21 protein-coding genes are annotated in these 20,640 nt (G+C 60.8%); 9 read left to right on the forward strand and 12 right to left on the reverse strand.

Features of this window, described 5'->3' with window-relative positions:
* Window positions 1–87 precede the first annotated feature (87 nt).
* The gene (gene bhcB / locus HEP89_RS03610) at window positions 88–1,080 is read right to left on the reverse strand and encodes a beta-hydroxyaspartate dehydratase BhcB (protein ID WP_168691349.1); all 993 of its coding nucleotides are present in this window, start codon (window positions 1,078–1,080) and stop codon (window positions 88–90) included.
* On the reverse strand, window positions 1,077–2,267 hold the full coding sequence (gene bhcA, locus HEP89_RS03615) for an L-aspartate--glyoxylate aminotransferase BhcA (RefSeq protein WP_168691350.1): 1,191 nt from the start codon (window positions 2,265–2,267) through the stop codon (window positions 1,077–1,079). Before bhcA ends, bhcB begins: the two co-directional genes overlap by 4 nt.
* A 170-nt stretch (window positions 2,268–2,437) precedes the next feature.
* Between bhcA and bhcR the strand changes: the two genes are divergently transcribed.
* Window positions 2,438–3,298, forward strand: a complete 861-nt coding sequence (gene bhcR / locus HEP89_RS03620) for an HTH-type transcriptional regulator BhcR (RefSeq protein ID WP_062491919.1) — start codon at window positions 2,438–2,440, stop codon at window positions 3,296–3,298.
* Window positions 3,299–3,524: 226 nt separating this feature from the next.
* Here the strand turns inward: bhcR and HEP89_RS03625 are convergent, their stop codons facing one another.
* Window positions 3,525–4,400 (reverse strand): bifunctional allantoicase/(S)-ureidoglycine aminohydrolase, encoded by an 876-nt coding sequence (locus HEP89_RS03625; RefSeq protein WP_168691666.1) that lies wholly within the window; start codon window positions 4,398–4,400, stop codon window positions 3,525–3,527.
* Window positions 4,401–4,564: 164 nt separating this feature from the next.
* The gene (locus HEP89_RS03630; RefSeq protein WP_197923135.1) at window positions 4,565–6,280 is read right to left on the reverse strand and encodes a thiamine pyrophosphate-requiring protein; all 1,716 of its coding nucleotides are present in this window, start codon (window positions 6,278–6,280) and stop codon (window positions 4,565–4,567) included.
* A 384-nt stretch (window positions 6,281–6,664) separates the two neighbouring features.
* On the opposite strand from HEP89_RS03630, the gene HEP89_RS03635 reads away from it, so the two are divergent.
* The 3 genes from HEP89_RS03635 to HEP89_RS03645 are packed head-to-tail and all read left to right on the forward strand — an operon-like array spanning window position 6,665 to window position 9,571.
* Window positions 6,665–7,699, forward strand: a complete 1,035-nt coding sequence (locus tag HEP89_RS03635; protein WP_168691351.1) for a TRAP transporter substrate-binding protein — start codon at window positions 6,665–6,667, stop codon at window positions 7,697–7,699.
* Window positions 7,699–8,214 carry a TRAP transporter small permease subunit gene (locus tag HEP89_RS03640; RefSeq protein ID WP_023002154.1) on the forward strand — a complete coding sequence of 172 codons (516 nt, stop codon included), beginning with the start codon at window positions 7,699–7,701 and terminating at the stop codon, window positions 8,212–8,214. The genes HEP89_RS03635 and HEP89_RS03640 overlap by 1 nt, the downstream gene beginning before the upstream one ends.
* Window position 8,215: 1 nt before the next feature.
* Entirely contained in the window at window positions 8,216–9,571 is a 1,356-nt protein-coding gene (locus tag HEP89_RS03645; protein WP_023002155.1) for a TRAP transporter large permease subunit, read from the forward strand.
* A 73-nt stretch (window positions 9,572–9,644) separates the two neighbouring features.
* Here HEP89_RS03645 and HEP89_RS03650 read toward each other — a convergent pair whose 3' ends face one another.
* Together HEP89_RS03650 and HEP89_RS03655 are read right to left on the reverse strand one after the other, a co-directional pair.
* Entirely contained in the window at window positions 9,645–11,309 is a 1,665-nt protein-coding gene (locus HEP89_RS03650; RefSeq protein WP_168691352.1) for a thiamine pyrophosphate-binding protein, read from the reverse strand.
* Window positions 11,310–11,690: 381 nt separating this feature from the next.
* Entirely contained in the window at window positions 11,691–12,071 is a 381-nt protein-coding gene (locus HEP89_RS03655) for a hypothetical protein (protein WP_055657628.1), read from the reverse strand.
* 128 nt (window positions 12,072–12,199) lie between these two features.
* Between HEP89_RS03655 and HEP89_RS03660 the strand changes: the two genes are divergently transcribed.
* Window positions 12,200–13,750, forward strand: coding sequence for a bifunctional aminoglycoside phosphotransferase/ATP-binding protein (locus HEP89_RS03660; RefSeq protein WP_168691353.1), 1,551 nt, complete (start codon window positions 12,200–12,202; stop codon window positions 13,748–13,750).
* 1 nt (window position 13,751) lies between these two features.
* Here the strand turns inward: HEP89_RS03660 and HEP89_RS03665 are convergent, their stop codons facing one another.
* From HEP89_RS03665 to HEP89_RS03675, 3 genes are all read right to left on the reverse strand, one after another.
* The gene (locus HEP89_RS03665) at window positions 13,752–14,072 is read right to left on the reverse strand and encodes an AzlD domain-containing protein (protein ID WP_023002159.1); all 321 of its coding nucleotides are present in this window, start codon (window positions 14,070–14,072) and stop codon (window positions 13,752–13,754) included.
* The gene (locus tag HEP89_RS03670; protein WP_023002160.1) at window positions 14,065–14,766 is read right to left on the reverse strand and encodes an AzlC family ABC transporter permease; all 702 of its coding nucleotides are present in this window, start codon (window positions 14,764–14,766) and stop codon (window positions 14,065–14,067) included. The genes HEP89_RS03665 and HEP89_RS03670 overlap by 8 nt, the downstream gene beginning before the upstream one ends.
* Window positions 14,767–14,898: 132 nt before the next feature.
* Window positions 14,899–15,726, reverse strand: a complete 828-nt coding sequence (locus HEP89_RS03675) for a sulfite exporter TauE/SafE family protein (protein WP_023002161.1) — start codon at window positions 15,724–15,726, stop codon at window positions 14,899–14,901.
* Between the two features lie 188 nt (window positions 15,727–15,914).
* On the opposite strand from HEP89_RS03675, the gene HEP89_RS03680 reads away from it, so the two are divergent.
* The 3 genes from HEP89_RS03680 to HEP89_RS03690 all read left to right on the forward strand — a co-directional run bounded on the left by HEP89_RS03680 (window position 15,915) and on the right by HEP89_RS03690 (window position 17,735).
* On the forward strand, window positions 15,915–16,481 hold the full coding sequence (locus HEP89_RS03680) for a DUF3291 domain-containing protein (RefSeq protein WP_168691354.1): 567 nt from the start codon (window positions 15,915–15,917) through the stop codon (window positions 16,479–16,481).
* Window positions 16,482–16,609: 128 nt separating this feature from the next.
* Entirely contained in the window at window positions 16,610–17,314 is a 705-nt protein-coding gene (locus HEP89_RS03685; RefSeq protein ID WP_168691355.1) for a pirin family protein, read from the forward strand.
* 115 nt (window positions 17,315–17,429) lie between these two features.
* Entirely contained in the window at window positions 17,430–17,735 is a 306-nt protein-coding gene (locus HEP89_RS03690; protein ID WP_023002164.1) for a GNAT family N-acetyltransferase, read from the forward strand.
* Between the two features lie 16 nt (window positions 17,736–17,751).
* On the opposite strand, the gene HEP89_RS03695 is transcribed toward HEP89_RS03690, so the two are convergent.
* The gene (locus HEP89_RS03695; RefSeq protein ID WP_168691356.1) at window positions 17,752–18,240 is read right to left on the reverse strand and encodes a hypothetical protein; all 489 of its coding nucleotides are present in this window, start codon (window positions 18,238–18,240) and stop codon (window positions 17,752–17,754) included.
* A 249-nt stretch (window positions 18,241–18,489) separates the two neighbouring features.
* Between HEP89_RS03695 and HEP89_RS03700 the strand changes: the two genes are divergently transcribed.
* The gene (locus HEP89_RS03700; RefSeq protein WP_168691357.1) at window positions 18,490–18,684 is read left to right on the forward strand and encodes a hypothetical protein; all 195 of its coding nucleotides are present in this window, start codon (window positions 18,490–18,492) and stop codon (window positions 18,682–18,684) included.
* A gap of 77 nt (window positions 18,685–18,761) precedes the next feature.
* Here the strand turns inward: HEP89_RS03700 and HEP89_RS03705 are convergent, their stop codons facing one another.
* Window positions 18,762–19,514: a 2OG-Fe(II) oxygenase gene (locus HEP89_RS03705; RefSeq protein ID WP_168691358.1), complete on the reverse strand. Its 753-nt coding sequence runs from the start codon at window positions 19,512–19,514 to the stop codon at window positions 18,762–18,764.
* Entirely contained in the window at window positions 19,511–20,587 is a 1,077-nt protein-coding gene (ada, locus tag HEP89_RS03710) for a bifunctional DNA-binding transcriptional regulator/O6-methylguanine-DNA methyltransferase Ada (protein ID WP_168691359.1), read from the reverse strand. Before ada ends, HEP89_RS03705 begins: the two co-directional genes overlap by 4 nt.
* Between the last annotated feature and the right edge of the window lie 53 nt (window positions 20,588–20,640).

Consider the following 20,640-nt stretch of genomic DNA (forward strand, 5'->3'; position numbering starts at 1 on the left):
CAAATGGCTCAGGCATTCCAGATCAACCAGCTTTCGGAATTCATCCGAAAGCTGAAAAGTTGATCGTTTTTAGAGCGATGGAGCATCTTAGCTGCGGTCCTCGGAACGCAGGATGCTCCAGGGCAGCTTGCCGAGATCGACATTGCCGCCGGTGATGATGATGCCGACGCGTTTGCCGGCAAAGACGTCCCTGTTCTTCAGGATCGTTGCCAGCGGCACGGCGGAAGACGGTTCCATGACGATCTTCATCCGCGCCCAGATCAGACGCATGGCGTCGACGATTTCCTGTTCCGACGCGGTCAGGATGTCGGTGACGTGGTTCGAGACGAAGTGCCAGGTCAGCTCCTTGAGCGGCACCTTCAGCCCGTCGGCAACAGTTTCCGGAGCGTCGTCGGCAATGATGTGACCCGCCTTGAAACTGCGGGCAGCATCATCTGCCTGCTCCGGTTCGGCAGCAAAGATCTTCACTTCGGGCGCCAGGTTCGACAGGGTCAGGCAGGTACCTGAGACCATGCCGCCACCGCCGATCGGTGCGACAACCGCATCAAGACCATCTGTCTGCTCCATCAATTCCTTGGAACACGTACCCTGACCGGCAATGACACGCGGGTCATTGTAGGGATGAACGAACTCCGCTCCGGTCCGGGCCTCAACCTCGGCAAAGACCGCTTCGCGGCTGGAAGTGGACGGTTCACACTCGGTGATGATGCCGCCGTACCCACGAACGGCATCCTTCTTGGCCTGTGGCGCCGTTCTCGGCATGACCACGTGGCACGGAATGCCCCGCCGGCCAGCCGCATAAGACAGGCTGAGTGCGTGGTTGCCGGAGGAATGGGTCGCCACACCGGCCTTGGCGGTTTCCTCGTCCAGACCGAAGACGGCGTTGGATGCACCGCGCACCTTGAAGGCACCTGCCTTCTGGAAGTTCTCGCATTTGAAGAACAGTTCCGCACCGGTCAGCTCGTTCAGGAACGAGGAGGTCAGAACCGGCGTCCGGTGGATATGCGGCTTGATGCGCTCATGCGCGACGAGCATGTCCTCGAGAGTCGGGATGTACTGGGTCAGGGCGTCGGTTTTCATGCGGCTTCCTTCGAGGCAATGGCGCTGTCGCTGCGATAGACTTCCTGGGCGGCCGCAACACCGGAGCCCAGTTGGATGTCGAGGCCGAGATCGGCCATGACCATTTCGGCAGTCGCCAGCCCCGACAGCATCATGACGTCGGTGAGGCTGCCCAGATGGCCGATACGGAACACCTTGCCTGCGACCTCTCCGAGGCCGACACCGAAGGCGACGCCGTATTTCGCGGCGGCGTGGGTAACGATGCCGGTGGCATTGAAGCCTTCAGGCGTACGGATCGCGCTGACCGAATCCGAATAGACGTCCGGTGTCTGCGCACAAAGCTCCAGGCCCCAGGCCCGGACCGCGGCGCGCACGCCTTCTGCAATGCGGTGGTGCCGGGCAAAGACATTGTCGAGGCCCTCTGCCAGCAGCATGTCGCAGCTCTGCTTCAACCCGTTCATCAGGCCGACGGCCGGCGTGTAGGGATAGGCGTTGTTGGCGTAGGCTTTCATCATGTCGCGAACATCGAAGAAGGTGCGCGGCAACCGGGCGCTTTCAACGGCGGCCTGTGCCTTTGGCGACAGGGCGATGATGGCGAGCCCCGGTGGCAACATGAAGCCTTTCTGGGAGCCCGTGACCGCGGCATCGACACCCCATTCGTCCATGCGGAAATCCATCGAGGCAATCGAGCTGACGCCATCGACAAAGAGCAGCGCCGGGTGCTTCGCGGCATTCAGCGCGCGGCGCACCGCGGCAATGTCCGATTTGACGCCGGTCGCGGTTTCGTTGTGGGTTGCCAGCACCGCCTTGATCTCGTGGTTTGTGTCCGCGGCGAGTATTTCCTCGTAGCGGTCTGCCGGCAGCCCCGTGCCCCAGGCTGCCTCGACAACCTCAACCTTCAGGCCGTGGCGCTGGCACATGTCGATCCAGCGATGGCTGAACATGCCGTTGCGGGCAGCCAGGATCTTGTCGCCGGGGCTCAAGCAGTTGGTGATCGCGGTTTCCCAGCCGCCGGTTCCGGTCGACGGAAACAGGAATACCTCGGCGGTTTCCGTCTTCAGCACCTTTTTGACGCCTGCAAGCGCGGGCTGCAGGATCTCACCGAACAGCGGCGAGCGATGGTCCAGGGTCGGCATGTCGCACGCTCTGCGGAGCGCTTCCGGCATGTTGGTGGGGCCGGGAATGAAAACAGGATTTTGGAAGCTCATGGCCGTTTCCTCTTATGAATTTTGAGAAACGGTACCGTGCAGGGGCGGAGCTCCGCAATTTTTTTAAAATATTTTTTCAAAAATAGATTTTGTACAAATTGCCAATCTTGTCAGTATGTTATATTTTTCATATGGTGAATTGATTTTTCAAATTCCGAAAAAATGAGCTGATGACAGATCTCAAATCCGATAGTTCCGCCACCAGACGCGCCCGTGGGCGACCGCGTGCCTGGGACGACAAGACCGAACAGAACACCATCAAGTCGCTCGACCGGGCAATGGCGGTGTTCGAGCATCTAAGCACCCAGTCCGGCGTCTCTCTTTCAGCCCTGTCGGATCAGCTTGGAGAATCCACGGCAACGCTCTATCGCATCCTGTTCACGCTGGAGACACGTGGCCTGGTGGAATTCGACCAGGCGCAGCAGCTCTGGCACATAGGTCCGGGCGCCTTCATCATCGGCGCACGATTTTTAAGGCGTACCAGTCTGGTGGAACGGGCGCGTCCTGTCCTGCGCTCCCTGATGGAGCAGACAGGGGAAACGGCCAATCTTGGTGTGGCACAGGCGGACCAGGTGCTGTTTGTCAGCCAGGTCGAAACCCACGAAAGCATTCGCGCCTTCTTCCCGCCCGGCACCTTGTCGCCGCTGCATGCCTCCGGCATCGGCAAGGCGCTTCTGGCTTTCATGGACGAGGACCAATGCAAGCGTATCCTGAAGCAGACCGACCGGGAACGCTTCACCGAGCACACATTGTGTGACGCGGGCCTGCTGGCCGCGGATCTGGAAGCGATCCGTGCACGCGGGTTCTCGATCGACGGGGAAGAAAAGAACCTCGGAATGCGCTGCATTGCGGCACCCGTATTCAATCACTATGGCGAAGCTGTCGCCGGGCTGTCCGTCTCGGGCCCGACCAGCCGGGTCAGCCCGGACAGGATCGCGCCTTTCGCAGAAGCAGTGAAGGCGGCGGCCGCTGCACTGACCGCCGCCCTCGGCGGCGAAATCGCTCCGCCGCAAACGAAGACCGTGGAATGAGAACGCTTGCTTCACTCCCGACCCGATCCAGAGGAGTTCGTTACACCCACACCCTGAAGCGGCCAATCCCGCCCTCTCCCTCATCCTGAGGAGAACCGTCAGGTCCGTCTCGAAGGATGGGCCGCTTGTTCCGGAGTGTGCCGCCCATCCTTCGAGACCCCGCTGAAGCGGCTCCTCAGGATGAGGGTGCCAGGATGAGGGTGCAAGGAGGAAGGGGCTTTTCTCTTTACTCCGCGGCGCTGCGGAAGCTCTGCCGGGAACCGGCCTCGAAACGGCCTGCCGCCTGCAGCTTCATGTGGCGGTTGACGTCCTTGTAGAGGAGGTAGCGGAACGGGCCCGGGCCACCGGCATAGCAGGCCTGCGGGCAGAAGGCGCGCAGCCACATGTAGTCGCCGGCTTCCACCTCGACCCAGTCCTGGTTGAGGCGATAGACCGCCTTGCCTTCCAGGACATAAAGCCCGTGTTCCATCACATGGGTTTCCGCAAACGGGATGACGGCACCCGGCTGGAAGGTGACAATGTTGACGTGCATGTCGTGGCGCACGTCTTCCGGATCGACGAAGCGGGTCGTCGCCCATTTGCCGTCCGTGCCGGGCATTGCCCGCGGTTCGATGTCGTTTTCGTGAGTGACGAAAAGTGTCGGTCGCTCCAGGCCTTCAACAGGCTCGAACGCCTTGCGGACCCAGTGGAACCGCACCGGTTCACTGCCTGTGTTCTTCAGGCTCCAGTCGGTTTGCGGCGGCAGGAAGGCGTAGCTTCCGGGCCTCAGGTCGTATCGCTGTCCGTCGGCTGTCAGAACAGCTTCGCCTTCGACAACGAACAGCACGCCTTCGGCGGAAGGGTCTGTCTCCGGCCGGTCAGCGCCGCCACCCGGCGACACTTCAACGATATATTGCGAGAAGGTTTCGGCAAAACCTGACAATGGGCGCGACAGCACCCACAGGCGGGTCTTGTCCCAGAACGGCAGATAGCTGGTGACGATGTCACGCATGGTGCCTTTCGGGATGACCGCATAGGCATCGGTAAAGACAGCCCGGTCTGTCAGGAGTGTTTCCTGACCGGGATGACCACCGGTCGGCGCGTAATAGGATCTTGGGGGCATGGACTGGGACACGGCCAACCTTCTTCTTCAACAAAACCAGTTACCGGGAACTATGACCTGCCTTTCGAAGCCGGACCACGGGGCATGTCCGAAGAGCTCCTTTCGGAAAAACAAGATAATCGTCCCTTGATTTTCTTATTCTTCCGATCAATTGAACCCGCGCCTCAAGCCCGCGCGATGGCGATGTTGAGCAGAACTTGGCGCTTTTCCTCCGTCGCCACCTTGATGGCACGTTCCAGCGCTGCCGGCAGCGCGTCGCCTTCCGTCACCGTTTCGGTGTAGGCGCGGCTGGCTTCCGCGGTTCTGGTGAAATCCGGGCTTGGCCGAAGGGACGTCAGCGGCACATCGTTGGCCTTGCTGGCAAGACCATCCTTGTAAGTGCCCACCACCGAGTGACGCACCGCGCCCCACTCCTCGTTGTTCAGCACAAGCGTGATCACCGGCAGCTCATGCGCCTCGGCAACCATGTGGCAGGCCGTCGGGTTGGCGAACATGTAGCTGCCGTCGCCGATGGTTGCGAAGACCAGCCGGTCGCGGTCGGCAAGCTGTGCGCCAAGCGCCGCTGCGAGACCCCATCCTAGCCCCCCGGAATGCGGTTCCTGGAAGTAGCTGTTCGGTTGCTCCAGGTCGAGCGGCTCGAGCGGACAACCAAGCTCGTGGAAGATTGTGGCCTTCCGCCCCTTGATGGCGCGGCCAAGGCAAAGACTGACCCAGTCCTTGCTCATCGGGCCGGCGTTGCCGCGCTTGGCCCGGGCGACAACCTCCGCACGATTGGCGGACGACAGTTCGGCAATACGATGTCTGCGGGCGTTCAAAACGGCTTCGTCACGCGGACGGCTCTGCATTTCGGCAATCAGCGCCAGCAGCGTTTGCGCGGTTTCTCCTGCCAGGGTCACATCCGCCTGGAAGTTGCGGATCGGCGTGCGGGTGAACAGGGGATCCGGCCCGAGCTGGATCACGGTGACATCATCGCGAAGGGCGACCTTGTCCGGCCACCAGGGTGCCAGAGAGTTCATCACCAGCACCACGTCCGCCTCGGCAAGCAGGGCTTCCGGCGACGCACCGACCTGCATCGGGTGCGACAGGGGCACGGAAAGCTGGTTTGCCCAATAGTGCGACAGCGGCAGGGCCCAGTCCGTCAGGAACCGTCCGAGGGCCGCAAAGGCTTCTTCCGATCCGGCTCCTCGCTGACTGATGATCAGCGGGCTTTTGGCCTGGGCCAGCAGGTCTGCTGCCCGTTTGAGTGACGAGGGATCCGGCGCTGCGATGACCGGGGCCTGTTTCGACGGGGTATCAAGGCCGTCCGGCGGAGTTTGCTCGCACAGAACTTCACGCGGCAGGCTGAGATAGACGGGGCCCTTGGGCGTGGAATTGGCAATGGCCCAGCCCCGGTCGAAGAGATCCGCGATCTGCTCGGGAAAACGCAACTCGTAGTCCCATTTGGTGACTTCGCGGATCAGCGCGGTCTGGTCGAACATTTCCTGTCCCCAGCCGATCGGCACCGTTCGCGCGCCAAAGCGGCCGGCTTCCATCACCGGCGTGCGACCGGACATCATCAGCACGGGAACCTGATCGCACCATGCGTTGATGGCGCCGGTAATGCCGTTGGAGAGCCCCACGTTGGTGTGCAGCATGACGGACTGGATCCTGCCGGAAATCTGGTAAAAGCCGTGTGCCATACCGACGGCAACATGTTCGTGCGGCACCGTGATCGGCACCGGAAGGTCGAGCCCGTTCTGTTTTGCCTCGATCAGTCCCTCGATGATTGGTGGAAAATCTGTGCCGGAATTTGCGAAGACATAGTCGACACCGAGCGCCTTCAACTTGCCGAACACCGCTCCACCTGCGGTAATCGTGGTGCTGTCCATCCTGTCGGCCATGCCGTCCTCCCATGTTCCTTTTGGATGCAGAATGCAGAATTTTCGAGGCAATTCAGGCTCTTGCGGGAAAGGAGCCCCTCCGCGAACCGCCGCCTTCGCGTCTGCTTTGACGCGCACCCTAGACGATAAAAAACGGCTATGGGAACAAGGAATTTTCTTTCCAAAATTGGAAAGTATAATGGCTATTATCTCATTTTACATTACCAAACTAATTAGTGAAGATGATCGCGGAGCTACGTTCCCTGCTGGCCGCAAATCTGCAAGAGGTGCGCCTGAAAGGTCTTCCGACTTCGTTGAAGGGCGTTCCACGATCGCACACATTGAAGGTTGGCCAGCAAGTTACAGACCGGGAGTCGACAAGAGCTTCCGATGGGAGGAGACAACATGAGCATTCTCAAGAACGCGTTTCTGGCCGCTGCCATGATCGCCGCCGGCGCATCGTCCGCAAGCGCGGCCGATTACGAATTCAAGCTGCACCACTTCCTGGGCGAGAAAGCCCCTGCGCACACGCAGATGCTGGTGCCGTGGGCCAAGCAGGTGGAAGAAAATTCCGGTGGCAAGGTCCATATCGAAATCTATCCGGCCATGACGCTTGGCGGCCGTCCGCCCGAGCTGATCAACCAGGTGCGTGACGGCGTGGTCGATCTGGTCTGGACCGTGAACGGCTATACGCCTGGCCTCTTCCCGCGCACCGAGGTGTTCGAACTTCCGGGCATTCACACCAACGATCCGGCGGCCACAAACCAGGCGCTGATGGATCTGTACGAAACGGACCTGAAGGACGAGTACAAGGGCGTTGAAGTGATGTTCCTGCATGTGCACGCCGGCCAGGCCATTCACATGCGCGACACGGAAGTTCACTCCCCGGCAGACCTCGCCGGCAAGAAGATCCGCATCCCGACCCGAACAGGTGCCTGGGTGATCGAGGCGCTCGGCGCTTCGCCGGTCGCCATGCCGGTTCCGGAACTGCCGCCTGCGCTGCAGAAGGGTGTTATCGACGGCGCGTTCATTCCGTGGGAAATCATTCCGCCGCTGAAGATCCAGGAGCAGACCGAATACCAGATCGAAGGCGTCGACAAGGAGCGTTTCGGCACCACCACCTTCCAGGTTTCCATGAACCAGGAACGCTGGAATGGTCTGCCGGAAGACATTCAGAAGGCCTTTCGTGATGCTTCCGGTCCCGAGTGGATCGTGAAGGTTGGCGAAATCTGGGCTGCATCGGATGATTTCGGGATCGGTCTGGCCACCAAGGCGGGCAACACGCACATCACCTTGACCGAGGAAGAGACCGAAGCTTTCCGTCAGGCGCTGGCCCCCGTTGCCGACCGCTGGGTCGAGGAAGTCTCCGCAAAGGGTATCGACGGTGCCGCGCTGGTTGAAAAGGCCCGCGCAGCGGTGGCCAGCCACTCGGCCAACTGATGTCGAACACTCTCAAAGCCAGCAGCTCCGGGTTCACCGGGGCTGCCAGCCGCCTGATAACGCTCTGGGCCCTCCTTGGCGGCGGCGTGCTGTTACTGGTCGTCGCTGTCAACATGCTGTCGATCATCGGCTCGGTTTTCGGCACACCTTTTCCGGGCGATTTCGAGCTGACCGAAATGGGCGTGGCCATCGCGGTCTTCGCGTTCCTGCCCTATTGCCAGCTTGTCGGTGCAAACGTCTCGGCAGACATCTTCACCGCCGGCGCGTCCAGACGGGTGATTGCCTTCTTCACCCTGCTCGGGTCATTGGTTGCCCTTGTGTTCGCGCTGCTGCTGATCTGGCGCATGTATTACGGCATGCTGGACCAGAAGGACTACGACTACACAACCACCATCCTGCAGATCCCGCACTGGATGGCCTTCGTGCCGATCCTGATATCGCTTGCGCTGCTGGCACTGGCCGCGCTGGTCACGCTGCTGCAGGACATGACCGCGCTGTCGAGAGGACACCACTAGAATGACGGACGCACTTGTCCTCGGGCTTGGCGCTCTCGTGGTGCTGATCGCCCTGATCGCGATCCGCATGCCCATTGCCTATGCGATGATCCTTGTCGGCGGTGTCGGCACCATGATGCTGAACGGCCCCGCCCTCGTCCTCAGCCAGTTGAAGACCCTCGCCTACGGCCAGTTCTCCATCTACGACCTTTCCGTCGTGCCGATGTTCGTCCTGATGGGGGCGATCGCCTCGAAGACCGGCCTGAGCCAGGCTTTGTTCCGGGGGGCGAATGCCTGGCTCGGCTGGCTGCGCGGCGGCACGGCCATGGCGGCCATCGCCGGCTGCGCCGGGTTCGGTGCGGTCTGCGGCTCGTCGCTTGCAACCGCCTCCACCATGGGCAAGGTCGCCCTGCCGGAACTCAAGCGCTACAATTATTCCGGTGCGCTGGCGACGGGAACGCTCGCCGCGGGCGGCGTGCTCGGCATCCTGATCCCGCCCTCGGTGGTCCTGATCATCTATGCCATCATCGTGGAAGCAAACATCGTCACCATGTTCATGGCAGCATTTCTGCCAGGCCTGCTGGCAGTGGTTCTCTTCCTTCTGACCATCGCCCTCTATGTCACCATCAAGCCGGAAGCCGGGCCCAAGGGAGGTGTTGCCGACCGCAAGGAATTCCTGGAGGCGACTGCCGGCATGATCCCGGTGCTGATCATCTTCGGGCTGGTCATCGGCGGCATCTACTTCGGGTTCTTCAACCCGACACCGGCAGCTGCCGTCGGCGTTTTTCTGGTCCTGCTGTTCGGACTGTTGCAGCGCAAGCTGTCCGGCCACGACTTCATTCAGGCGCTCAAGGAAACCGCGTCCACTTCAGGCATGATCTATCTGATCATCCTTGGGGCGGAACTCCTCAAGATCTTCATGTCCCGCGTTGGCCTGCCTCAGGAAACCGCTTCCTGGATCGCCAACTCCGGGCTCGAACCGATGACGGTTCTGATCCTGCTGCTGATCGCGCTCATCCTGCTCGGCTGCCTGATGGACAGCCTGTCGATGATCCTGCTGGTGATCCCGTTCTTCTGGCCGGTTCTGGTCGAGATCAACGGCGGCATCTACCAGGGAGCGGAAGGGGCAGGCTTCGGCATGAGCACGGAAGACCTGAAGATCTGGTTCGGCGTACTCGCCCTGATCGTGGTCGAACTCGGCCTGATCACGCCACCGGTCGGCATGAATGTCTTCGTCATCTCCTCGCTCGACCGGGAAACGCCGATGATCGAGACCTTCAAGGGCGTTGCACCGTTCTTCTGTGCCGAGATCCTGCGCGTAATCCTGCTGGTCTGTTTTCCGATCATCACCTTGTGGCTGCCGCAGGTGCTGAGGTAGGCATCGAAGCCCCCTATAAATGAAAAGCACGCCCGGGTAACGGGCGTGCTTTTTTCGTTCAAGGCTGGGCTTTTTACTTGCCCTGTGCCGCCGCGCGGATCTGGCTGAGGCTTGCGGCCGGGGTAATGGCTTCCGGGTCCAGCTTCAGATGCAGGATTGCGGGTGTGCCGGCGGCACGGGCACGTTCGTATGCAGGACCGAAAGCGTCTGTCGTCTCGACCGTCTCACCGAAGGCACCATAGCTGCGGGCAAGCGCTGCGAAATCCGGATTGACCAGCTTGGTTGCCGACGGACGGCCAGGATAGGTGCGTTCCTGATGCATTCGGATGGTGCCGTACATGCCGTTGTCGATCACAAGCACGATGATGTTGGCGCCGTCCTGACAGGCGGTGCCAAACTCCTGCATGGTCATCTGCAAGCAGCCATCGCCTGCAAAACAGACGACTTCGCGTTCCGGAAAGGCAAGCTTGGCGGCAACGGCTGCCGGCAGGCCATACCCCATGGAACCGCTCGTCGGAGCTGCCTGGGTGGCATAGCGACGGAACCGGTGGAAGCGGTGCAGCCAGGTGGCGTAGTTGCCGGCCCCATTGGTGCAGACCGCATCTTCCGGCAGGTTGGCTTCCAGCCATTCCATGACGCCGGCCATCTGGAGGTTGCCGGGCACCTGTGGCCGGGCACCGGACCAGTCCAGATAATCCTGATGGGCCTTGGCCGCTTCGCCTGCGCCTTTCAGTTCGGACGGCGGCTGAAGGCCTTCGGCCGCCTTGCAGAAGGCAGTCGGGCTGGCATGAATTGCCTGCGCCGGCCGGTAGACCCGGCCGAGTTCCTCGGCATCCGGATGGACATGAACCAGTTGCTGCGTGGGAGAGGGAATGTCGAGCAGCGAATAGGACTGGCTCGGCATTTCCGACAAGCGGCCACCGACAAGCAGGATCAGATCGGAGGACTTGACCCGTGCCAACAGCTTCGGATTGATGCCGATGCCGACATCGCCGGCATAGTTCGGATGCAGGTTGTCGAACAGCATCTGGCGGCGGAACGAGCAGGCAACCGGCAGGTCGAAACGCTCGGCAAAGCGGGTGAAGCCGGCGACGGCCTCTTCCGACCAGCGGCTGCCGCCCAGAATGGCGATCGGCCGCTCGGCCGCCCAAAGGCGCTTCTGCAGGTCCGCCATCTGGGTGAGGCCCGGATGCGTTTCGACCTGGGTCCACGCAGGCGGCTGCGGGGCATCTGCCTTTTCGACCAGCATGTCTTCCGGAAGCGCCAGAACCACCGGTCCCGGACGGCCGGACGTGGCGACATGGTAGGCGCGCGAAATGAACTCCGGTACGCGATCCGCGTGATCGATCTCCGCAACCCATTTTGCGATGCCACCGAACATTTGGCGGTAGTCGATTTCCTGGAACGCTTCACGCTCGCGCATGCCGCGCTCGATCTGTCCGATGAACAGGATCATCGGCGTGGAATCCTGCGCCGCCACGTGGACACCGGCAGAAGCGTTGGTGGCCCCGGGACCGCGGGTCACCATGCAGATGCCCGGCTTGCCGGTGAGCTTGCCCCAGGCATCGGCCATCATTGCAGCCCCACCTTCCTGGCGGCAGACCGTGACCGGGATCGACGCATCGTAAAGCGCATCGAGCACGGCAAGGTAACTTTCGCCGGGCACACAGAACACGCGCTCTGCCCCGTGGCGCTCCAGCGCCTCCACCAACAATTCACCGCCGGTCTTCTGGTCCATGTTCCGGGTCCTTACGAGAAAGATGATCTGTTCATTCTATAGCGTATGAAAATCCCGCCTGTTAGAGGCGAAAATCAGATTAATTGGCAATGGGGTCATTCCGATTTAGAATAATATATCTCCGACAACGGACTTGCAGCCCATCCTTCGAAACGCGCCCAAGCGCGCTCCTCAGGATGAGGTTTAATGTGTTGTAAGGCCGCCTGATTGTGCCACACACAGTCCTCATCCTGAGGAAGCGCGAAGCGCTGTCTCGAAGGATGGGCCTCATGTCATGGCCAGCCTTGCCGGTAAGCATCGGCGCTGCAAACAAAAAGGGGCACCGGTTTCCCGGCACCCCTGCCCCCATTCGTTGTTATGTCTTGTTATGGGAAGCTGATCTCAGATCGACTGAACCGTCACCACCTGGAAGGTGTGCATCTCGCCATCCTCGTCCTTGATGGAGACGTATTCACCCGGGTTGAAGGCATGAGCGCCGAAACGGTAGCCCGCCTCGTCGTCGTCCTCGCCGTCGATATCGTAATGGAATGCCCAGGAGCCACCCGGACGGTGGATGAGGTGGCCGACTTCCTCTTCCTCGGCGCCCCAGAATCGCCGCACACGGCAATGGTCGCGCTGCTTCTTCCAAAGACCGGCGTCGATATGGCCGGTTTCGTCAAGCGGAGCGGTGAATTCATAACCGTGGTTCGCCGAACCTTGCGGGAAATCCTTGGTTCTGGCCAGGTTCAACCTGATCTTCTTCAAAGCCGGATAGTCGCTCATGGGGCCCTCCTTTACTGACAATCCGGTTTATTTGTGCCACATCCGGGGCACCTCACATTGAGAAGGATCAAACCGGGTCGTTTGCATGTGAGGCATGTATTGCCACGTGTCAGCAAAAGGGACGGAAGATGGATCAGGCCGAAACCCAGAACCAGGCGCTCGAGTTCCTCGGCAGCCTTCCGTCCGACGATCCGGCACGGCCCGAGGTGAAGCGGATCGACACCCATGCCAATATCGTCTTTCTGGTGGGCAGCAAGGCCTACAAGGTCAAACGGTCGGTCAAGTTTCCCTTTCTCGATTATTCGACGCTGCCCTTGCGCGAAGAAGCCTGCAAGGCGGAAATAACCTACAACCAGCCGAACGCACCTCAGATCTACCGGCAGGCCTTGCCTGTGACGCGGGAGGCAGATGGCACGCTGGATCTTGGCGGCACTGGAGAGCCCATCGAATGGGCAGTTGAAATGAACCGGTTCGAGCGACAGCACGAACTGGACTCCGTCGCTGGAACCAGCTCGCTTCCGGACAACCTGACGGACAGGCTGGCGGACATGATGGTGACTGCTCATGACGCCGCGCCACTACGGCAGGGCAACGGCTTCTACGCGGAGCTTGCAAGCTATGTGGAGCAGAACGACGCCGCCTTTCGCGAGCACCCCGATCTGTTCGAAGCCGAGGCGGTCCGGCATCTGACCGAGACTTCCCGCACTGTCTTGTCGGCTCTGCACGAGTTGATCCTGCGCCGGGGCGAACAGGGCCTTGTCCGTCGTTGCCACGGAGACGCCCACCTTCGCAACATCGTCATGGTTGATGACACCCCGGTCCTGTTCGATGCGGTTGAATTTTCAGATGCGATTGCTACCGGCGACGTTCTTTACGATCTCGCCTTCCTGCTGATGGACCTGTGGGACCGGGGTCAACAGCGTGCGGCCAACCGGGTGTTCAACCGCTACATGGACAAGAGCCGCCTGGACACGCATTCGGAGGGCCTGGCAGCCCTGCCCTTCTACCTGATGATGCGCGCGGCGATCCGCTCCAAGATCGCGGCCAGCTCCGCTCTCAACCAGTCGGACCCGAACCAAAAACAACGTGAGCGCGACCAGGCCCAGGCCTATTTCCGCCACGCAGTGAACTTTCTGGATCCCTCACGCCCACAACTGGTTGCCATCGGCGGCCTTTCCGGCACCGGCAAGACCACGCTTGCCTACGAAATTGCCCCCGGCATTGGCCGGGCACCCGGCGCGCGCGTGCTGCGCACGGACGTGATGCGAAAGCGCCTTCTGGGCATTGAAGAAACGGAAAAGGCGCCGGCGGAAGCCTATACGCTGGAGGCGTCCCAGAAGGTCTACCACGCGCTGGACGACACCATTCAGACCGTCCTCGCAGCGGGTCACTCCGCAATCTTCGATGCGGTTTTTGCCGCCGAGAGCGAACGGGACCGTATCGAGGCCATCGCGAATAATGTTGAATGCGGTTTCTGCGGCCTGTGGCTGACTGCGCCGGCAAACATCCTGAAAGCCCGGGTCTCCGCGCGCGGGGACGATGCCTCGGACGCAAACGCTGACGTTGTCGATACCCAGCTTGGCTACGACCTCGGCCAGATGAACTGGGTGGAAATCGACGCGGGCAGCAATGTCGACGAAACCGCCGGACAGGTGCGGAAAATCCTGAACCGCCAGTAGACTACAGGCCGGCAGCCCTGAGGGCTGCCGCGGCTCCGGCTGCACAGAAGACGGCGACATATTCCTTGCGCAGGGTCACCTGCGCCGCTGCAGCAACGACAAGGCACAGCGCCACGGCAAGCCCGCCCTTCAACACGATGGGAAGAATGGTGGAAACGATGATCGCGCCCGGCAAGGCCTCCAGACCGCGGCGCACCCGCGGCGTGATGGGCAGCCGGCCCATGACCCAGTATCCACCCGCCCTCAGGGCATAAGTGACCGCCGTCATGCCAAGCACGGCCAGGACAAAGATCGGGTCGGCGGTGAATGCTCCCTCAGTCATCGAGATAGGCCCCCGCGAAAGCACCGGCGATGGCACCGGTGAAAATGCTCCAGTAGCCACCGACCAGATACCAGGTCAGCGCGGCGATACCGCCGGCGAACAGCCAGCTGACTGTCTGGCGCTTGCCTTTCCAGAGCGGCACGAGCAGTGCAGCGAAGAAAGCCGGCAGAACCACATCGAGGCCATAGACCTTCGGGTCCGACACAAGACTGCCTGCGAAATAGCCCGGAACGACGGAAAGCGACCAGACCGACCAGGTGAAAAGACCGCTGCCGAGATAGATCCCCCAGTCGCGCGTGCCCTTGTCGTATTCCGACAAGGCCAGCAACCAGTTGAGGTCCGTCAGCAGAAACAGGGAAGGATAGGTCTGCCAGGCCGGCACCTGGCCGAGCCAGGGCCGCAGGCTCGCGCCGATCAGCAGCATGCGCATGTTGACGGCAGCGGTAACCCCGATCATCGCCACGACGAGAGCATAATTGAGCGGATCGCTGTAGACTTCCATCGCGACAAACTGGCTGGCGCCGGCGAAGACCAGCGAGTTGATCATGATCGTTTCGAGGAAGGTCAGCCCCTTTTGCGCGGCGACCGTTCCGAAGACCAGTCCAAGCGCAATGATGCCCGGGGAAACCGGAATGCACATCGTGGCGCCCCGCACGCAGCCTTGCAGGCTGAGGGTCACATTTTTGTTCAACATGTCTGTCCAAGAGTGTCAGGCGGCGGGCAGCCCCCGCAAAGAAAGGTCAGTATTGCTGATAAATCGCCTCAGAACCAATGAAACCTTTTGATTTACCCATCAGCGATCCTGTAGCCGGGACCAGGCCACGGGTCAGAACACGACGCCGTAGATCATGCGCAGGCCGGTAAAACCGAGGAACAGCGCGAACACGAGCTTGAGCTTCGACGGATCGATGGCATGGGCGATCTTCGCGCCCCAGGGTGCAGCAAGGGTGCTGGCCGGAATGATCAGGAAGAAGCCGATCAGGTTGACATATCCGAGCGAGAACGGCGGGCGCCCCTCCTCGCCCCAGCCGAAGAAGATCGACAGCAGGGTGCCCGGAACGGCAATGATGAGGCCGATGGCCGCCGCGGTGCCAACCGCCTTGCGGATCGGATAATTGAAAAGGGTCAATGTCGGAACGCCGAGCGTTCCACCACCAATGCCCATCATCACCGAGATCCCGCCAATCAGGAAACCCAGTGTTTCCTTGATCGGAGACCCGGGAAGCTTGTCGGCCAGATGGGAGCCATCCTTGCGGAACATCATGTTGGCCGACACGGCCAGAGCGACAATCCCGAAGACCAGCGTCAGTGCGCCACCCGAAATGTTCCCCGCGAGCGTTCCCCCGGCGATGACGCCAAGAGCGATCGCCCACCACCAGCGTTTCAGGAGATCCATGTCGACGCTGCCACGATTGTAGTGGGCGCGCGCCGACGACGTGCCGGTCGCCAGAATGGTTGCGAGCGACGTTCCCACGGCCACATGCATGAGTACCGACGGGTCGATCTTCAGGGCCGTAAACATGTAATAGAGCACCGGCACGATGACGATGCCGCCACCGACACCGAGCAGGCCTGCAATGATCCCGGCCACAAGCCCGGTTGCCAGCAGCGCAACAGCCAGAAGGCCAAGGGAGAAAAGGCTGAGATCTTCCACGCGATTATCCTCGTTGCCGGTGCCGAGCTGATGCCGGCCACCAAAGTCTTCATCCAGCGCTTAGACCAGCTGCGCGAATTTTTCCAGCCACATGCGCGGACTATCTGTTTTGCGACGCTTGCAACCTCTTGCGACACGGGTGAATTGCAGCCAGTCTCTGCCGGGTGTCATTCAGGCAGGGAGGAAGCATGAACGGTCACTGGCTTGCGCTCTATACATTCGGCCAATTCCGTACGCGGGCCGACCACCCGGTTGTGGAACCCTTTCACCAGGCCGAGCCGCTTGTGTGGGCCGCGATAGAACGAGCCGAGGGTTTCGTCGCCCGCTCCGGCTATGAAGACGAACCGGGACCGGACAGCTGGGGCGAGCAGGTTTTTCCCAGGTACTGGCAGGACAATGGCGACGGCTGGGCACCCTCCACCATCTCGCTTTGGCAAGACCTGGAATCAGCGCTTGCCGCCGTCTACCGAGGGCCGCACGCCGAGATCCTGAAAAAGGGCCCGGACTTCATGCGCGAAGACCACGCCTACCCCGCCTATGCTCTGTGGTGGGTGCCGGAAGGCCACCAACCGGACTGGGTGGAGGCGATCGACCGTTTCGAACGCCTGGGCGACGCGGGCCCCACGCCCGCGGCCTTCACATTCAAGTCCGCTTTCGATCCTTCCGGAAAGCCCACAACAGTGAACGGCGGCGTATCGAAACAGATCGCGGAACGAAACCGGACCCGGACCGAAGCTCCCAAGGCTGTTCAATAGGGAATTGTTCAAAAATCGATGACTAATTGTCCAGATTTGGCAGAATTGTAAAACAATCCCCCAATGGCAATCTTAGGCCCAACAGCGCACGGACATTCCCGTGCCAGAGATTGGGAAAGGATTGAACCTTGAACCAGATACTCCGTCCTTCGGATGCTCGCGGCGATGCCGATTTCGGCTGGTTGAAGAGCAAGCACACGTTCTCCTTCGGGTCCTATTTTGACCCGAACCACATCGGTTTCGGTGCCCTGCGGGTGATTAACGAGGACCGTGTTGCCCCCAGTGCCGGCTTCCCGACCCACCCGCATCAGAACATGGAGATCATCTCCTATGTCGTTTCCGGTGGTCTGGAACACAAGGATTCGCTCGGTACGGGCTCAGTCATCCGGCCGGGAGAACTGCAGCGCATGAGCGCCGGCACCGGTGTCCGTCACAGTGAGTACAATCACTCGGACACGGATCCGGTCCACTTCCTGCAGATCTGGATCGTTCCTGAAGCTGACGGGATCTCGCCAAGCTACGAGCAGAAGGCCTTTCCGGAAGACGGCCGCCGCGATGCGCTGCGCCTGATCGGATCGCGCGACGGGCGGGACGGATCCGTTACCATTCACCAGGATGTCGATCTCTACGCGTCGCTTCTGTCCGCGGATCGCGGCCTGGCCTTCGACATCCGTCCCGGCCGGAAGGTCTGGCTGCAACTGGTGAAAGGCAAGATCAGCGTCAACGACCAGCCGCTTTCCGCAGGCGACGGTCTCGGTCTGCTTCAGACAGGCGCAATCTCGCTGACAGCCAGAGAGAATGCCGAATTCCTGCTGTTCGACCTGGCAGCCTGATACGAATTGGGGCGGGATTGTTCCCGCCCCATCCCCATGTACTTCCCTGGAAACGAACAACCCGATTGAACACAGGATCAGAGCAATTGCTTTCATCCACTTCAGGAGACCGACAATGGTAGAGACAACTTCCCCCGACATCACCCTGGAACAGGATGGCAGCAAAGGCCGCTATGTGGCGAAGGTGGGCGGGATCACCGAGCCGGCCGAACTGACCTTCTCCATTGTCAACGAACACCTGATCATTGCCGATCACACCGGTGTGCCGGACAGCATGCGTGGCATGGGGGTTGGCAAGGCACTGGTGGAAAGGCTTGTTGATGACGCCCGTCGCAAGCAGGTGAAGATCGTGCCGCTGTGTCCTTATGTGAATGCGCAGCGGCGCAAGCACCCTGAATGGGCGGATGTGTTTCAGGCCTAAGCGAAAAGAAACATGCTCAGCTCGAAGGCTCGCCGTCCTCTAGCGCCGTCTCGCACCCCCGCAAGGTGTAGAGCGCACCGGTCAGCATGTCGCCGGCCTGTTCGAAAGCGGTGTCGGTGATTTCCGGACCAGCTGCGCTCAGACCAACGGCCGCCAGCCTGATGTCGGCAAGGTTCCGATTGAGCTCCTTCAGTTGCTGCGCCACTTCCCAATGATCCCTGAGGTCGGGATCAGAGAGTTGCGCAGCAAGCGTGGTGATCTTGCCGTCGAGCGCTTCGATCCGGGACTTGAATTCGCCCGGAGAGACCTGCAACCGGGCGAGCGCGGCTTCTGTCACATTGCCGGCGATACGTTCGCCCGCTGTATCGACCCTGTTCAACACAAGGAGCGACAGCACGCAGGCTGCAATGACAAGCAGCGCCGTCGCATTCACGAGCGCCAGAAGCAGCTGACCGGGCAAACGGACCAGACGGCGGCCAAGGCCGGGGGCATCGTGATAGGACATTGCATGCTCCTTAGAGATCAGGTGCTTTCATTCAGACAGAGTCCCGCATGACACACAACGGCCTCCCGGCCCGTGAACCGTCAGAAAGGCCTGATTTCTTGGGAGAACCGGCCGTCCCTCCGTTCACCGTATCAGAGCCCCTGGTATCTTCTGCCTGCAGCTCAGCCTACACTTTATCCGAGAAACGACACTCACCTTTAACGGAAAAAGGGTTACTCCGTTCTCATTCAAAACAGCGATAGGGCACGGATGAACTACGGCCGCCTGATCACAGCAATATTGTTCCTCTGGATGATGTCCGCCCTCTTCAAGTACGGCAACCAGAACTACGAGGCGCTCAAGGCGGACTTTGGCCTGCTGGCTCCATTGATGTGTTTCATCGCAGGCGTCCTTCTCGGCTGCAGCGCCATTATCCTGCTCATCAAGTCTTTCAGGAAGACATGATCGCGCTTCGGCAGCTATCAACCTGCTGCCGGGTACCATCAAACTTCAAGACGGCTCGCCAAGCACAGAGCAGGTGTCTATTTCGCGTCGTGAAAGATGATCCCTGCGGTGTGTCTCGTGCCGGAGCGCACACGGCTCACGCCGTGGCGCAGGTTCACGCGGTAACTACCTTTCGTTCCCTGGACCGGCCGGTTGTGAACGGCAAAGGCCACGGCATCCCCTTGGCGCAGGCTGACAACCTCAACGCGGCTCTGCATGCGCGGGCGTTGTTCGGTCATGCAGAACTCGCCCCCCGAGAAATCCTTGTCCGGTTCCGATAGCAAAATCGCGACCTGAATCGGAAACACCAGATCGCCGTAAAGATCCTGGTGAAGGCAGTTGAAGTCGCCGGTGCCATACTGCAGCAACAGAGGGGTCGGCCGGACCTGACCCGCCTTGTGGCATTGCTCCAGATACGCGTCATGGGTAGCCGGAAATCGTTGATCGAAGCCCATGGTCTCGTTCCACCTGTTGGCAAGACCGGCGAAGCGGGGATAAAGGGCGGTCCGCAATCCACCCAGAATATCCGGCAGCGGATATTTGAAATAGCGGTATTCCCCCTTGCCGAAGCCGTGCCGCGCCATGACGACGTGGCTTCGGAAATGTTCTTCCTCGGTATAAAGCGACGAAAGGGCACGACATTCCCCGGGCGACAAGAGCTGAGGCAGCGTGGCACAGCCGAAACCGTTCAACTCTTCGTGGATCGCGGCCCAGTCATAACCGGCGACCCGAGCCCCTACGGAGGTCGCCAAAGCATTCGAACGATCCTCGTCGGCGGTAAGCTTTCTCATGCCCGTTTCTCCCTCTCGATGAGATCGCGCTTGCGCTCCACCCCCCATGCGTAGCCGGAAAGTGTACCGCTGGTTCGAACCACACGGTGGCAGGGGATTGCCACTGCGAGCTTGTTGGCAGCACAAGCCCGGGCAACTGCCCGTGATGCCTTGGGTGCCTTGATACGCCGGGCAATCTCGGCATAGGAGACCGTTTCTCCGGCAGGGATTTCCTGAAGAGCTTGCCATACCCTTTGTTGGAAGACGGTTCCGCGGACATCCAGAGGCAGGTCCAGACCGATCTTTGGACATTCGACGAAGCCCACCACCCGGGCCACCAGACCTTCATAGTCGCGATCCGCCCCAAGCAGTGTTGCCTTGGGAAACCGGTCCTGCAGATCCCGGACCAGATCCCCCGGGTCACTTCCGAGAAGAATCGACACAACGCCTTTCTTGCTGGACGCGACCAGAATGGCACCAAGCGTCGTCTGGCCAACCGCGAACCTGATCTCCTCGTCGGCTCCGCCGGCACGGTATTGGGTGGGTGTCATACCCAGCATCCCGGTGGATTTTTCATAGAACCGTCCGCTGGAATTGAAGCCTGCGTCATAGATTGCCTCGGTCACCGTAATGCCGGAACCAAGTCCATCACGGACCTTGTTGGCCCGATGCGCTGACGCATAGTCTTTTGGCGTTAGCCCGGTTGCCGCCTTGAACACCCGGTGAAAGTAGCTGGGGCTACGGCCGACGGAACGAGCAAGATCATCCAGTGACGGCTCTTCTTCGCTGCCTTCAATGATGCGGCAGGCTTTTGCGACAATAGCTGCATTCTCGGCACCGGCAGGCAAGCCCTCCGGCTTGCAGCGCTTGCACGCCCTGAAACCGGTCGCCCGGGCGCTTTCGAGCGTGGTGTGAAGCTGTACGTTTTTCGGATTGGCCAGGCGCGAAGGGCACGACGGACGACAATAGACACCGGTCGTCGTCACCGAATACCAGAACTGGCCGTCTGCGGTCTTGTCACGGGCTGCTATGCGCGCCCACCGAGGGTCCTCTGCCAGGGGCAGCTTGGTCTGATTGTCGTTCAAGGCTTCCATTGGTGCGTCTTCCCGAAATTGTTGTCGTCAACTTCGCCAATCCTGTCACCGGC

Origin of the sequence: Labrenzia sp. 5N (genome assembly GCF_012395805.1) — a bacterium.
Lineage (GTDB): Bacteria > Pseudomonadota > Alphaproteobacteria > Rhizobiales > Stappiaceae > Roseibium > Roseibium algicola.

Excerpts from the sequence above, each read along its gene's own strand:
- bhcB (WP_168691349.1), bottom strand. The coding sequence starts at position 1,080 with ATGAAAACCGACGCCCTGACCCAGTACATCCCGACTCTCGAGGACATG.
- bhcA (WP_168691350.1), bottom strand. The coding sequence starts at position 2,267 with ATGAGCTTCCAAAATCCTGTTTTCATTCCCGGCCCCACCAACATGCCG.
- bhcR (WP_062491919.1), top strand. The coding sequence starts at position 2,438 with ATGACAGATCTCAAATCCGATAGTTCCGCCACCAGACGCGCCCGTGGG.
- HEP89_RS03625 (WP_168691666.1), bottom strand. The coding sequence starts at position 4,400 with ATGCCCCCAAGATCCTATTACGCGCCGACCGGTGGTCATCCCGGTCAG.
- HEP89_RS03630 (WP_197923135.1), bottom strand. The coding sequence starts at position 6,280 with ATGGCCGACAGGATGGACAGCACCACGATTACCGCAGGTGGAGCGGTG.
- HEP89_RS03635 (WP_168691351.1), top strand. The coding sequence starts at position 6,665 with ATGAGCATTCTCAAGAACGCGTTTCTGGCCGCTGCCATGATCGCCGCC.
- HEP89_RS03640 (WP_023002154.1), top strand. The coding sequence starts at position 7,699 with ATGTCGAACACTCTCAAAGCCAGCAGCTCCGGGTTCACCGGGGCTGCC.
- HEP89_RS03645 (WP_023002155.1), top strand. The coding sequence starts at position 8,216 with ATGACGGACGCACTTGTCCTCGGGCTTGGCGCTCTCGTGGTGCTGATC.
- HEP89_RS03650 (WP_168691352.1), bottom strand. The coding sequence starts at position 11,309 with ATGGACCAGAAGACCGGCGGTGAATTGTTGGTGGAGGCGCTGGAGCGC.
- HEP89_RS03655 (WP_055657628.1), bottom strand. The coding sequence starts at position 12,071 with ATGAGCGACTATCCGGCTTTGAAGAAGATCAGGTTGAACCTGGCCAGA.
- HEP89_RS03660 (WP_168691353.1), top strand. The coding sequence starts at position 12,200 with ATGGATCAGGCCGAAACCCAGAACCAGGCGCTCGAGTTCCTCGGCAGC.
- HEP89_RS03665 (WP_023002159.1), bottom strand. The coding sequence starts at position 14,072 with ATGACTGAGGGAGCATTCACCGCCGACCCGATCTTTGTCCTGGCCGTG.
- HEP89_RS03670 (WP_023002160.1), bottom strand. The coding sequence starts at position 14,766 with ATGTTGAACAAAAATGTGACCCTCAGCCTGCAAGGCTGCGTGCGGGGC.
- HEP89_RS03680 (WP_168691354.1), top strand. The coding sequence starts at position 15,915 with ATGAACGGTCACTGGCTTGCGCTCTATACATTCGGCCAATTCCGTACG.
- HEP89_RS03690 (WP_023002164.1), top strand. The coding sequence starts at position 17,430 with ATGGTAGAGACAACTTCCCCCGACATCACCCTGGAACAGGATGGCAGC.
- HEP89_RS03695 (WP_168691356.1), bottom strand. The coding sequence starts at position 18,240 with ATGTCCTATCACGATGCCCCCGGCCTTGGCCGCCGTCTGGTCCGTTTG.
- HEP89_RS03700 (WP_168691357.1), top strand. The coding sequence starts at position 18,490 with ATGAACTACGGCCGCCTGATCACAGCAATATTGTTCCTCTGGATGATG.
- HEP89_RS03705 (WP_168691358.1), bottom strand. The coding sequence starts at position 19,514 with ATGAGAAAGCTTACCGCCGACGAGGATCGTTCGAATGCTTTGGCGACC.
- ada (WP_168691359.1), bottom strand. The coding sequence starts at position 20,587 with ATGGAAGCCTTGAACGACAATCAGACCAAGCTGCCCCTGGCAGAGGAC.